At 58.2% G+C, this 14,077-nt stretch carries 9 protein-coding genes, 1 other RNA gene and 2 pseudogenes; 1 reads left to right on the top strand and 11 read right to left on the bottom strand.

The window, feature by feature from the left end; translation table 11 throughout:
• Positions 1 to 93: 93 nt before the first annotated feature.
• Both secA and hpf read right to left on the bottom strand, forming a co-directional pair.
• A pseudogene (gene secA, locus AC1AWK_RS02065) lies at positions 94 to 2,823 on the bottom strand (preprotein translocase subunit SecA); the annotation flags it as partial.
• A gap of 233 nt (positions 2,824 to 3,056) precedes the next feature.
• Positions 3,057 to 3,716, bottom strand: a complete 660-nt coding sequence (gene hpf / locus AC1AWK_RS02060) for a ribosome hibernation-promoting factor, HPF/YfiA family (RefSeq protein WP_476567714.1) — start codon at positions 3,714 to 3,716, stop codon at positions 3,057 to 3,059.
• A gap of 247 nt (positions 3,717 to 3,963) precedes the next feature.
• Between hpf and rnpB the strand changes: the two genes are divergently transcribed.
• Positions 3,964 to 4,331: RNase P RNA component class A (rnpB, locus tag AC1AWK_RS02055), an RNA gene on the top strand.
• 72 nt (positions 4,332 to 4,403) lie between these two features.
• Here the strand turns inward: rnpB and AC1AWK_RS02050 are convergent.
• The 9 genes and pseudogenes from AC1AWK_RS02050 to miaB all read right to left on the bottom strand — a co-directional run bounded on the left by AC1AWK_RS02050 (position 4,404) and on the right by miaB (position 13,943).
• The gene (locus tag AC1AWK_RS02050; protein ID WP_476567712.1) at positions 4,404 to 4,979 is read right to left on the bottom strand and encodes a regulatory protein RecX; all 576 of its coding nucleotides are present in this window, start codon (positions 4,977 to 4,979) and stop codon (positions 4,404 to 4,406) included.
• Positions 4,976 to 6,109, bottom strand: a complete 1,134-nt coding sequence (gene recA / locus AC1AWK_RS02045) for a recombinase RecA (protein ID WP_476567710.1) — start codon at positions 6,107 to 6,109, stop codon at positions 4,976 to 4,978. Before recA ends, AC1AWK_RS02050 begins: the two co-directional genes overlap by 4 nt.
• Positions 6,110 to 6,361: 252 nt before the next feature.
• Positions 6,362 to 6,595, bottom strand: a complete 234-nt coding sequence (locus tag AC1AWK_RS02040) for a DUF3046 domain-containing protein (RefSeq protein ID WP_476567708.1) — start codon at positions 6,593 to 6,595, stop codon at positions 6,362 to 6,364.
• Positions 6,596 to 6,616: 21 nt separating this feature from the next.
• On the bottom strand, positions 6,617 to 7,120 hold the full coding sequence (locus AC1AWK_RS02035) for a helix-turn-helix domain-containing protein (RefSeq protein ID WP_476567706.1): 504 nt from the start codon (positions 7,118 to 7,120) through the stop codon (positions 6,617 to 6,619).
• Between the two features lie 70 nt (positions 7,121 to 7,190).
• The gene (locus AC1AWK_RS02030; RefSeq protein WP_476567704.1) at positions 7,191 to 7,754 is read right to left on the bottom strand and encodes a CinA family protein; all 564 of its coding nucleotides are present in this window, start codon (positions 7,752 to 7,754) and stop codon (positions 7,191 to 7,193) included.
• Positions 7,755 to 7,912: 158 nt separating this feature from the next.
• Positions 7,913 to 8,512, bottom strand: a pseudogene (gene pgsA, locus AC1AWK_RS02025) (CDP-diacylglycerol--glycerol-3-phosphate 3-phosphatidyltransferase); the annotation flags it as partial.
• 64 nt (positions 8,513 to 8,576) lie between these two features.
• Positions 8,577 to 11,453, bottom strand: coding sequence for a DNA translocase FtsK (locus AC1AWK_RS02020; protein ID WP_476567702.1), 2,877 nt, complete (start codon positions 11,451 to 11,453; stop codon positions 8,577 to 8,579).
• A gap of 44 nt (positions 11,454 to 11,497) precedes the next feature.
• Positions 11,498 to 12,511 (bottom strand): tRNA (adenosine(37)-N6)-dimethylallyltransferase MiaA, encoded by a 1,014-nt coding sequence (gene miaA / locus AC1AWK_RS02015; protein WP_476567700.1) that lies wholly within the window; start codon positions 12,509 to 12,511, stop codon positions 11,498 to 11,500.
• Entirely contained in the window at positions 12,495 to 13,943 is a 1,449-nt protein-coding gene (gene miaB, locus AC1AWK_RS02010) for a tRNA (N6-isopentenyl adenosine(37)-C2)-methylthiotransferase MiaB (RefSeq protein ID WP_476567698.1), read from the bottom strand. Before miaB ends, miaA begins: the two co-directional genes overlap by 17 nt.
• Positions 13,944 to 14,077: the final 134 nt, after the last annotated feature.

Here is a 14,077-nt window from a genome sequence, read left to right as displayed (position 1 = left end):
GCCGGGCTCGATATGCTCGTCAGCCTGGTCGTCCGACGTTACCGTGTCGTCGGCAGACTTCTCGCTGTTGGCATCATCCGCATCATCCATGTCAGCCGCGGACTCCTGATCCGCTTCCTGCTCGTCGGAGGCCTCGTCAGCGGATTCCTCAGCCGCGGCGTCACCCTCAGCGGATTCGGTGTCGGTGGATTCGCTGTCACCATCAACATCAATCTCGTCGGCAGAAGAAGCCACGGACTCACGCTCAATGCCCAGCGCAGATTCGGTGCGCTCGATTACCGCATCTTCCTGCTCATTCGATTCAGGATCCTCGGTGCGAGCCACCTGCTTGATGTCAACATGGAACAGTAGCTGGATGCTTTCCTCCTTGATGGCTTCCACCATGGAGTTGTACATCTGGTAGCCTTCGCGCTGATATTCAACCAGAGGATCGCGCTGGCCCATGCCACGCAGACCGATGCCGTCCTTGAGGTAATCCATCTCATAGAGATGCTCACGCCACTTGCGATCCAGCACCGCCAGCACCACGCGACGCTCCAACTGGCGCATGCCTTCTTCGCTGACTTGCTCCTCCATCGCCGCATACTGGGTCTTGGCATCGTCGACAATCATGTCACGCAATGCCGCAATCGCCTTGTCTCCCTTGAGCTTGGCGAGGCTTTCCTTGGCTTCGTCCATATCCACATGCACGGTGAACACGGAGTTCAGGGCCTCAAACAGGCCATCCCAATCCCAGCCGGAGGGCTTATCCGACCCCTGCTGGGCGCCGCGAATGTAGCTTTCCACGGTATCGGCGATGAAACGCTCGATATCCTCGTGAATATCCTCGCCCTTGAGCACAGCCTGACGCTCGGCGTAGATAACGGTACGCTGCTTGTTCATCACGTCGTCGTACTTCAAGACGTTCTTACGAATCTCAAAGTTCCGCGATTCGACAGCCTTCTGTGCGGCACGCACGCCCTTGGACACGCTCTTGGACTCGATGGGCTCGCCTTCCGGCAGACCCTTGGCCATAAAGCGCGCCACCAACTGTGTGTTGAACAGACGCATCAGATCGTCTTCCAAGCTCAAGTAGAAGCGCGATTCACCCGGGTCGCCCTGACGACCAGAACGACCGCGTAGCTGGTTATCGATACGACGGGACTCATGACGTTCAGTACCCAGCACGTACAAACCACCCAGCTGGGTGACTTCCTCATGCTCGTCCTTAACCTGCTCCTTGACTTCCTCCAAGGTGCCCGGCCAACGCTTCTCATACTCTTCCGGCGTGTCCTCCGGCGAATAACCGTCTGCCTTCAACTTGGCGTCAGCCAGGAATTCGACATTACCGCCCAACATGATATCGGTACCACGACCGGCCATGTTGGTCGCCACAGTGACGGCGCCCTTACGGCCGGCAACCGCCACCACCGCGGCTTCCTTGGCGTGTTGCTTGGCGTTCAGCACCTGGTGAGGAATACCGGCGACATCCAGCAGCGAGGAGACAACCTCGGAGCTTTCCACCGATGCGGTACCCAGCAGCACCGGCTGACCCTTGGCATGACGCTTGGCAACATCCTTGACGATGGCGGCCAGCTTTTCCTTCTTCGTGCGGAAAATCAAGTCATCCTTGTCCTCACGAATCATCGGACGATTCGTCGGAATCGGCAGTACGCCAAGCTTGTATGTACCCATGAACTCGGCGGCCTCGGTTTCTGCGGTACCGGTCATGCCCGACAGCTTGTCATACATACGGAAGTAGTTCTGCAGGGTAATCGTAGCGAAGGTCTGGTTCTCGGCCTTGACTTCCACGCCTTCCTTCGCTTCGATGGCCTGGTGCAGGCCCTCGTTGTAACGACGGCCCGGCAGGATACGACCCGTATGCTCGTCGACGATCAGCACTTCGCCGCGCGTGACCACGTAATCACGATCACGTAGGAAGAGTTCCTTTGCCTTGACGGCGTTATTCAGGTATCCGATCAGCGCGGTATTGTTCGGCTCATACAGGTTGTCAATGCCCAGGAAGTCCTCGATCTTGGTAATGCCCGGATCGAGAATGCCGACGACCTTCTTCTTCTCGTCGATCTCATAATCCTCGTCACGGCTGAGCTTAAGCACCAGACGCGCAAACTGGCGGTACCAACGGGTTACGTCACCTTCGGCGGGACCAGAGATGATCAACGGGGTACGCGCCTCGTCAATCAGGATGGAATCGACCTCGTCGACGATGGCATAATGATGACCGCGCTGCACCAGCTCGCCGCGCTCCCACGCCATGTTGTCGCGCAGATAATCGAAGCCGAACTCGTTGTTGGTACCGTAGGTAATGTCCGCGTTGTACTGCTTGCGACGCTCCGGCGGCTTCTGCTCGGTGATGATGCAGCCGACCGACATCCCCAAGAAACGGTAAATACGGCCCATCAGCTCGCTCTGGTAGCTCGCCAGGTAATCGTTCACCGTAACAACATGCACGCCCTTGCCTTCCAAAGCATTGAGGTAACTCGGCAGCGTGGCGACCAAGGTCTTGCCTTCACCGGTCTTCATTTCGGCGATATTGCCCCAATGCAAAGCAGCTCCGCCCATCAGCTGTACATCGAAGTGTCGTTGTCCCAGGGTACGACGCGACACCTCTCGCACCGTGGCGAAGGCTTCAGCCATGATATCGTCCAACGACGCGCCGTTGTCCAAACGTTCCTTGAAACGACCGGTCTGCCCACGCAGCTCCTCATCGCTCATGGCGGTAATCTCATCTTCGAGCGCGTTTACCGCTTTCGCCACATTCTCCAGCTTCTTGATCTGGTGTCCCTCACCCATACGCAGGGCTTTGTCGACAATATCTACCACGTTCGCTCCCTTACCGGTTTCGTTCACGAGCAGAGCCTAACCGTCAGCACGGCTAGACACAAACTTCATTCATACTACGCGATAGAGCCGATTTTCCCATACGGCGACACGTCCAAACTCCATTATTTTCCCATCCATGCGCCTCTCGCTCCTCAACAGGCGGGGCGGCCAGCCGCGCGTGTTGCGCGGCTGGCCGCCCCGGTACCACGGGACACTCCCGCGTCATGACGTACCTAACGAGCGTTCACATGCTCGGGTGTATCGATTTCGAACACGCCATAGCTCCAACCATGCCGGTGATACACCACCGAAGGACGGTTCGTCTCCCTATTGACAAACAGGAAGAAATCGTGCCCAATCAATTCCATTTCGTACAATGCTTCATCGATGGTCATCGGCTCGGCAACATGCAACTTGCGACGGATCACAATCGGCGTGTCACCAACCTGCACCTCCACCGACTCGCCTGGTCCCAAATCCGATGACACAGCGGCCTGAGGACTGTTGTTAATCTCCTCTTCGGCAGGTTCCTGCACCCTGGGTTCGACAGCGCCCATATCCACCGCCGTCAACGACGTGTACCCACGACGATGGTCCTTGCGACGGTCGCGTGTACGGCGCAAGCGTAAAATGACCTTGTCCAACGCCATATCCAACGCGCTGTACTCGTCGGCGCTCGACGCCTCAGCACGCACCACAGTACGCCCGGCGATGACGGTGATTTCCACTCGCTGCGCTGTATCTACCTGACGCGGGTTTCCCTCATGGCTGACGACAATCTGCACCCGCTGCGCATCGGGGGCGATAGCGGTCACACGATTCATCTTGGTCTCGACGACATCACGGAAACGCTGCCTAATCTGCGTATGGCGTCCGGTAACGACGATTTCCATATGAACCTCCCTAGAACACAAGCGGTTTACACCGCTTTGGACGGCCCGCCGGCTTCATCGCCAACAGGTACTTTCATTGTAGTCGACATGATTGCGCTCACAGCCGCATCGCACGTAATATCACCGCCAAAACCGCGTGATTTCGGACTTCCAGAGACTATCGAACACTATGTTTCGGGCGCGCCCCGCCATGCCGGGCGCGAACATAGGCAACGCCATGTCCACGACTGCGCTATGCTTGTGCGTTTGAGACCTCTCGATGGTCGCGGCGTCGTCACCATATGGCGGGGCTGAGGAACTTCCGGGCTCCATAGAGCACGATGGCGGATAACGTCCGCCCAGGGTGACCTGAGAGATAGCGCAGCAGAGAATAGACCGCCCGCGTTCGCGTGGGTAAGGGTGAAACGGCGGTGTAAGAGACCACCGGACCGCTGGTAACAGCCGGTCGCACGGCAAGCCTCATCGGGAGCAAGGCCAAGCAGAAGACGCTTGAGGGCTGCTCGCCCAAGTCTTCGGGTAGGCTGCTAGAGCCTGGCGGCAACGTCAGGTCGAGATGGATGACCATCCACGTGAGCAATCACGTGACAGAACCCGGGGTATGAGAGGTCTCATTTTTTCCTGTTCTCTTCCACCGATGCCCTCATGTCGCACATTCGCCCGTTGCCAAGTATCTGACACCTATCAGTCTCACATTCCCTGCGTTGCGTCATCGAAGAGTTCATGTTCAAGTTGACGAATAATCTCGCTGTCATGACCTTTGCTTCTGGCCGCTGACCACCAGCGACGGCGACGAACATCATATGGCTTCCCTAGAGTACGTCGCGCCACTCGCTCACCAAGCTCATATGCCGCTTGCACGAACAATCCCTGATGCTGCGCTTCGTTGCAAACGCACAAAGCGATGGCGTCCGGTATGCATCGCTGCCGCAATTGCTCCATCGCCGCACGTCTTCCCAAACCACGCTGGATACCATGAGCAAGGACATCCCGGGCATACGCTTCATCGTCGATATATCCGTTGGCGCACAGCCATACAACAACACGACCTGCGATATCATCGGCATACCCTTTCTCCACCAAACGGGCATGCATCGAAGCCGAAGAGCGAGCAGCCCTATCCAATGAACGCAACGCCGTCTGACGGCACCGCTCTTCGACCTCATCAACCGTATGACATTCGGTATGCTCCACGACATCATCGGCTCCATGCACATCGCTCACATGCAGTCCACGACCGGCAAGGAAGTGTTCGGCATCAATCATGCGGCTTTTCCAGAACCAACACCTTTGCGCGTCGAGGAGGCTGACGTCTCCTCGACGTGTGCGGCGTTCTCGCCTTCAGCGAACTGATCTTCGGATTCCAGCAAGCCAAACGCTTCCTTCACCTTGCGCTCTATTTCGTCCGTGATGGCAGAATTGTCCTTGAGGAACTGACGCACATTCTCGCGTCCTTGCCCCAATTGGTCGCCGTCATAGGTAAACCACGAGCCTGACTTCTTCACCACGTTGGTTTGTAGCGCCATATCGAGCACCGAGCCTTCACGAGAAATACCCTCGCCGTACAACACGTCAAACTCGGCGGACTTGAACGGCGGCGCCATCTTGTTCTTCACCACCTTGACCTTGGTGCGGTTGCCAATAGCCTCGTCACCGGCTTTCAAAGTTTGAATACGACGAATATCCATACGCACCGAAGCATAGAACTTCAAAGCCTTGCCACCGGTGGTGGTCTCCGGATTACCGAAGAACACACCGATCTTCTCACGCAACTGGTTAATGAAAATCGCCGTAGTTCCAGCCTGCGACAACGCACCAGTCATCTTACGCAACGCTTGGCTCATCAGCCTCGCCTGCAAGCCGACATGACTGTCGCCCATATCGCCCTCGATTTCCGCCTTAGGCACCAGAGCCGCCACAGAATCGATGACAATCACGTCTAACGCACCGGAACGAATCAGCATATCCGCAATTTCCAGCGCCTGTTCGCCGTTGTCAGGTTGCGAAACGATCAACGAATCCGTGTCGACGCCCAACTTACGCGCATACACCGGATCCAACGCATGCTCGGCATCAATGAATGCCGCCACACCACCATTGCGCTGAGCATTGGCCACCACATGCAGCGCCAACGTCGTCTTACCCGACGACTCGGGACCATATACCTCAACGATGCGCCCCCTGGGCAAACCGCCGATACCCAATGCCATATCCAACGCCAACGCGCCGGTGGGAATGACCTCGACATCCTGCTCGGGCCTATCGCCCAAACGCATCGCCGACCCTTTGCCAAAGCTTTTCTCCACCTGTGCCAGCGCCGTCTCCAACGCCGCCTGGCGACGAGGATCAATACCCTTGGGGGCTTCCTGCGCCGACGCTTCCGTCTGCTGTGCCATACACTCGCTCCTTGTTCGTTCAGAAGTTTGCAAGAACACGACCCACGCTACCGTGCGCGCAACGAACGTACCAACATAATCGACCGTTGTGGTCGAAGGCTTATCGACTGGTACTTTCGCGAAACCATCGGACGGTGAATCACCTGACGATTACTATAGCACATTATACGAACATTTGTTCGAACATTTTGCGTCGACCATCACCATGCGGCCATCGTCGCCGCAGCCCCGACAATACCCGAACGCACTATCCTACCGAGCCGGCAACGGCGGCGCGTTATGGTCACTTCCCCAACGACGCGAATCAGACACATCCATTTGATCGCACAATACATTCCACACCACACGCGGCTCCTCACCATTGGCCAACGCCTCCACAACCGTCATCCCCCTCAAGGCCGTCAACCCCTGATCATGGGCAAGGCTTCGGCCGTAGGAACGACCGAAGACCTCTTCCACCAACTGCCAGAATTCACGCTCACGCATGACATCCCAGCGTAGCACCAATCACGCCTGCGCAGTCTCCAAATAATCCGCCACCATGCGCAGCATCTGCGCGGTAGACAGTCCCAGCGACTGTGCGATGGACGACAACAATTCAGAACTGGCTTCCTTCTGCCCACGTTCCACTTCCGACAAATAGCCCAGCGACACACCGGCACGCTCACTTACCTCACGCAACGTCTTGTGGTCGCGTGTACGCAAATCGCGCAGCACCTGGCCAATCGCCTCACGTAACGAAACATCACGCGGCTCGCCGTTCAACTCACGCTGACGCGACAGCGAACGCGGACGACCATGATCAGCATCCTCTTCAATCCACATACGCTCCAAGGCGGCACGCCGCTCATCCTTGGCTTGCTTGGCGGCGCGCGCACGCAGCACCTGCTGCTGGGCGAACATCACCGCACGGCGCTGAGCCGGTGTCAGCTCACGCATGCGTGCGACACCCGTCTTCGGGGCAACCGTTGCGGTCGCCACCTGCTCGTCATATCGGGTCATTGCTTCCATCTGCCCAACCCCTTTCGGTATATCAGTATGTTCAGTGGTCTCACCATGAACAACAGGCAGATAGAGAGAATTATTCCTGAAAACTTGCTGTTAATCCGCTGATGATTTCCAATACACAGCACACGACACCGCGGCGCACCTGCTGACGGTCTCCGCGCACATGCACCTCATAGGAGCGAGAGACCGATTCGCCCCCCACCCGAGGCACATACACTCCCACATACGCCAAACCGGCAGGTTTATCGCCGTCAGGACCAGGACCGGCAACCCCCGTCGTCGACACCCCTATCACTGTGTCGCCATAATCAGGCTGCCCATACAGTCGCACCGCCCCACGCGCCATCTGACATGCCACACGGGGGTCTACAGCGCCACAATCGAGCAACAACTCGCGTTCCACCCCCAACACAGATGCCTTGGCAGCAATGTCATACGTCACCGCCGACCCCAATACCACCTGAGACGCGCCAGGCACCCGCACCAGTGCATCGGCCACCAATCCGCCCGTCAGCGATTCGGCAACGGCGATGCGCATGCCGGAGCCAACGCATGACGACAATATCGACGCGGCAACCGCATCCGCATCATCTTGTCCCACATGCGCCGGCACACCATCAATCGTTGCCGCAATCATATCGTTCAGCGCTCCGCCTCACTCATCTCGGACGCACCAGCGTCGCCGATACCAGAGGCAGTATCACCGACCACAGCGTCAACCGTAGTATCAGGAACGCGACTGGCAGGAACCGATCCCTCGCCACGCGCCTGACGATGCGCAGACACCACGCCAGCCACATAAGCGGCACCAGAATACAAGCACAATACCAGCGCCAAATACACCAAGGCATAGGCCACCACGTAATACACGGTCATCCACAGCGGCTCATGCTGGCGCACATCCAGCGCCCACACCGGCAACAGCAGCATCGCCAAACCAACGCACTGTGTCAACGTCTTGTACTTACCAGCCCGCGAAGCCGCAATCACCGTACCGCCGGTATCAATCACCAGAAAACGCATCACCGTAATGCCGATTTCCCGAATAAGGAACAGTGCGGTCACCCACCACGCAATCTCGTCAAACACCGAAGCCACGACCAGCGTGGCGCAAATCAGCAACTTATCGGCAATCGGATCCATGAGTTTGCCCAACTCCGTAACCTGATTGAACCGGCGGGCCATCCATCCGTCCAACTTATCGGTGGAAGCAGCCACGATGAACAGCGCCGCAGCCCACCAGCGCAAACTCAACCGAGTCTCACCCCACGCGCCCGCCGCAATATACAGCGCAATGAACACCACCACCAGTGCGATGCGCACATATGTAACCACATTGGGCGCACTATTCCAGCCAACCAACAACGACGACTTGTTCGAATCCTGTTTCTGCATAGGCGCAACGTTACAACACACTCATTACAGCAAACTGAACATAACCTGTGTGTAGGATCTCGCATCACATTCCGTCATCGACCCCATCACCGTCCATAAACGCACCCTGCTGCGGCAAAACATCCGAGGAGACATGTAAGGAATCCGACTCGCCTCGGATAAATGCCAGCACCGCGGGCAGATCCTGCGGCTGCACCAACACCTCACGAGCCTTCGAACCTTCCGAGGGTCCGACCACGCCACGTGACTCCAGTAAATCCATCAAACGTCCAGCCTTGGCGAAACCAACCCTCAACTTGCGCTGCAACATTGATGTCGAGCCAAACTGTGTGGTCACCACAAGCTCAGCAGCCTGCAGCAATACATCCATATCGCCACCGATATCCTCGGCTGGTTCGATCGCACGCTTGTCCGCCTCACGCGCCATCTGCTCGATATCCTCCCGATATCGCGGCTTACGCTGGGTTTTGACAAACTCCACGGCCTTGCGAATCTCCGACTCATTCACCCACGCACCCTGCACGCGCATGGGCTTGGCCGATCCCATCGGCAGGAACAGCGCATCACCCTGACCGATCAAGGTTTCGGCACCGGTCGTATCCAAGATCACGCGAGAGTCCGTGGCCGATGATGTGGCAAACGCCAGACGAGACGGAATATTGGCCTTGATCAAACCAGTGACCACATCCACAGACGGCCGCTGTGTTGCCAACACCAGATGCACGCCGGCGGCACGGGCCAGCTGCGTGATGCGCTGAATCGAGCTTTCGACGTCGTTCTTGGCCACCATCATCAAATCGGCCATCTCGTCGACCACTACCAACAGATACGGATACGGAGCGACCTTGCGTTTCGAGCCGGCCGGCGCATGCACCTTGCCGGCTCGCACGGCCTCATTGAAATCGTTGACATGCCTGAACCCGAAGAATTCCAGATCGGCATATCGGGCATCCATCTCCTTAACCACCCATTCCAAGGCCTGAGCGGCCTTCTTCGGATCGGTGATGATCGGCGTGAGCAAATGCGGAATACCCGCATACGCGCTAAGTTCCACACGTTTGGGATCAACCATGATCATACGCACCTGTTCGGGAGTCGCCCGCATGATCAGCGAAGTCAGCATGGAATTGATAAAGCTCGACTTACCCGAACCGGTCGCACCCGCCACCAGCAAATGCGGCATCTTCGCCAGATTGGCGGTAATGAAATGCCCTTCCACATCCTTGCCCACACCTGTGACCATCGGGTGCGGATCCTGCGTTGCCTCCGCAGAGCGCAGCACATCGCCCAAATGCACGATTTCACGATCCACATTCGGAATTTCGATACCAATGGCTGACTTGCCGGGAATCGGCGAAAGAATACGCACATCCGAACTTGCCACCGCGTAGGCAATGTTCTTCTGCAGATTCGTCACCTTCTCCACCTTGACGCCAGCTCCCAATTCCACCTCATATTGGGTCACCGATGGGCCACGCAGGAAACCAATCACCTTCGCATCCACCTTGAATTGCTGGAAGGTGCTGGTCAACGCCTGAATCACCGCATCATTGGCGGCCGTGCGCGCCGCATGCGGCTGCCCCTTCGCCAGCAACGACAGATCAGGCAACTGATACGGCGCGTTCGGCTCGTCATCGCCGGCAGCCGTATCCGATTCATCATCCGACACGGACATATCATCCGCACCGTCCAACACCGCGACGCTGCCGGAAGAACCGCCAGATGATTGTGCTTCATCACTCTCATGCGTCGTACCATCATCGGCAATCGCCGCCCAAGGATCCTGCGTTGCCAACGGCACCACGCGAGTTACCCCCAGGCCCAACGCCGCATTCTCCTGCATGCCATCACCATCGGCAAGTCCCTGCGGTATAGCGGCCGTACCGCCTATTGACGACACACTGCGAGGCGTACGCCCGGCAGCTTGCAATACGCCGGTCTCCTGGATATCCGAACCGGATGCCGACGACACCACGCGCCCCGACGCCTCGCCCACTGCCGTCGATATCACCTCGCCATGGGTTTGCGCGGCTGTTGCGAACGGATCATCGCCCTCGTAATGGTCAAGTCCTTCGTCCACACGCTTGCTGCGACGCGAGAACACCCGTGACCACCACGACGGCTTCGCCGGCTCACCCTCTTCCTCGTCATCGCCATCATGAGTGGGCACGCCTTCGGCAAACGCCAACGTCGTATCCCCCACGCGCACCTCGTTGGGGAACTGTTCCTCGGCCTCTTCCGCCTTACGTCCGGAGCGCCCGCCCAACCAGCCACGCACAGTGTCTATGTACGACGGGATATCGTCCACATGCGTGCGCGTCACCATCAATACGGCAAACAGCGCCACCACGACGAACACCACCACGGCAAATGCCTTGGACAGCCCCCACGCCAACGGCGAACCCAAGACGAATCCAAACAGCCCACCAGCCCGCTGCAGCAACCGCATGTCAAAAGTATGCTCGTCGGAAATCATCACGACATCGATGATGGAGCACATCGACCACAGCAGCATCACCCAGCCGGTAACCACACGCGGATTATCCGAAGCCGCCCCGGAATTGCGCATCAAGCGCACAGCCACCACCACCAGCAATACCGGCAGGACCACGCTCATCATGCCCAGCACACCCGATGACACCGCATGAAGAAACACACCGAACACTCCCTGCACACGGAACCACTCGGAGGCGCACAGCAGCACCGCCAACACCAGCAGGAAGAAACACAACCCATCCCGACGATATACCGGATCATATTCCCCCACTCCGGTCACGGCACGCACGCCCGCCCCCAGGGCACGAGGAATCGCCAACAACGCGCGCTTCCACCAAGGCTCGGCAATGGTGGATTGAGGGCGTTCCTGTGGGACTCGGCCATCGGAACGAGCCGAAGAACGCGTGGACTGTCGTTTACCGGAAGAAGAAGATGTACGTGCCATAACGAGGTCGATTCTACCGACAACCACGCCCAGAAGCACGCATGTCAGGCAATATCGCCCAAATGATGCTGCACATAGTCGTCCGCCCGTGCATCGATGGCATCATAATCGCCCGCGTCGGCATGTTCCACAATCGCCAACACCGTATCAAGCAGGTGGTCACTCAATGCACTCACCCAATGAATACGTGGGTCGCGCCCAAACCAACCCATTTGCTTACGTGCCAAGCGCTTAGTTTTTTGCGCGATGTCTGCGAATGCCTCATCTTGGCCCCATAGCCCGTCAAGATAGTCGGCAATCTGCTGATACCCCAAGGCGCGGGCGGCCGTCACACCAAGAGTGGGCCGGATGGCACGCACTTCATCCACTAATCCCTGCTTGCGCATCAACGCAGTACGTTGGTCGATGCGCGAGTCCAAATCTTCACGGGGCAGATCCAGCCCAATCTGCACCGACGGCATCACATACCGATATCGTGGCAACGACGCGGAAAACGGCTTGCCAGTAATCTCTATCACTTCCAAGGCACGGATAGTGCGACGCACATTGCGCGCATCCATCCGTTCGGCGGCCTGTGGATCAAGACGCTGCAATTGCGCGAACAACGCCCCGCCCCCCTCACGCTCGGCACGCTCCTCCAACCGCGCGCGCACCCCGGCGTCAGTGGCAGGAAAACTCATATCATCAATCGCCGCACGCGCATATAATCCGGAGCCTCCGGTAAGAATGGGGCGGATACCCCGCGAACGCAGGTCGTCGATAATCTCACGCGCCATGCGTTGAAACCGTGCCACAGACATACTGTCCTGCGGTTCGATGACGTCAAGCATGTGATGCTCGATTCCCTCGCGCTCTTCCATGGTGGGTTTGGCGGTGCCCACGTCCATGCCGCGATACATTTGATAGGCATCGGCGTTGACGATATGCGAATCCTGACCGCGATCGCGCAGCGCCTTGGCCAATGCGATGGATAGTCCGGTCTTGCCCGACGCCGTAGGACCAACGATACTGATGACACGGGGTCCCGAGTCCTCGGGCGTGTCAATGTCGCACGACATACGTCTGCCCAGCCTGGGGATTGGGATCGGCAATGAGGTTATGACGGGCAGCATGGGTAACAGTTGCCGTGACGAAATCGCCGATTTGCGGCTGCGGTTGGCCTTCCGGCACTCCGATATGTACCAGCACACCGGTGCGTTCGCGCCCGGTCACGCGATGGGTGGCGGCATCCTTCTTGCCCTGGGTGCCGGTGATCATCACTTCGACGTCACGGCCCTCGAAACGCCTCATTTCTTCTTCGGTAATGCGTTCCTGCAAAGCTACCAAGCGTTCGAACCGCTCCTGCACCACATCCTTGGGCAGCTGCTCCATGGAGGCGGCAGGCGTGCCGGGACGCGGCGAATATTCAAAAGTGAACGCAGATGAGAACCGAGCCTGCTCCACTACGCGCAAGGTGTCTTGGAAATCCTCTTCGGTCTCTCCGGGGAAGCCGACGATGATATCCGTGGAAATCTGTGCATCCGGCATGGCAGTACGAACCTTGTCAAGAATACTCATGAACTTCTCGCTGCGATAGGAGCGCCGCATGGCGCGCAGCACGCGATCCGAACCCGATTGCAACGGCATATGCAGCTGATGCATGATGTTGGGCGTCGTGGCCATGGCATCGATGACGTCATAGGTGAAGGCCGCCGGATGCGGCGAGGTGAATCGCACACGCTCCAACCCTTCGATCGATCCGCAGGCACGAAGCAGCTTGGAAAAGGCATACCGGTCCCCCATGGCATAGCCATAGGAGTTCACGTTCTGCCCCAGCAACGTCACTTCCTTGGCGCCGCCTTCGACGCAGGCGCGTATTTCAGCGAGGATGTCACCGGGTCGACGGTCACGTTCTTTGCCACGCGTGGTCGGCACGATGCAGAATGTGCAGGTATTGTTGCACCCCACCGAAATCGACACCCACGACGAGACACGCGATGCCCGTGCGGTGGGCAACTGGCTGGGGAAATACGACAGATCATCCTTGACCTCGACCTGTGAGGAGCCTTCGATGCGGGCTTGGTCGAGCAGGCGTGGCAACGAGCCAATGTTCTTCGTGCCGAACACGGCGTCCACCCAAGGCGCACGATCGGCGATACGCCGACGATCCAACTGTGCCATGCACCCGCCGACCGCAATCTGCAGGTTCGGACGACGACGCTTAAGCTCGGCCCACAATCCCACGGTGCCGTACATACGCTCGGCGGCGTTCTCACGCACCGCGCAGGTGTTGAGCACGATGAGGTCCACGTCCTTGTCCATGACTTGTTCGTCATTGGCGGGCACATATCCCTCGTTTTCCAACACGCCGGCAATGCGTTCGGAATCATGCGCGTTCATCTGGCAGCCCAACGTATGGACATAGAACACCCCGCGTCCGCGATCGACCGAAGTGTCTTCGCCGCGCGTCGCCATGCTCCGTTCGCCCTGCGTCATCATGTCTTCGTTCATAAGCCACCATGCTAGCCGAGACCGCGCACAGCAACGCGCCGACGGGAGCCCCTGCCGCGCCACGCTGATAAACACAACGATGGACCCCTTACACAAGGGGGCAACATTCAGCATACGTACAGACCGACGACAAG

This window comes from Bifidobacterium sp. LH_491 (assembly GCF_056356495.1).
Note: the sequence above shows the minus strand (reverse complement) of the source record. Positions and strands in the feature narration are given on the sequence as shown.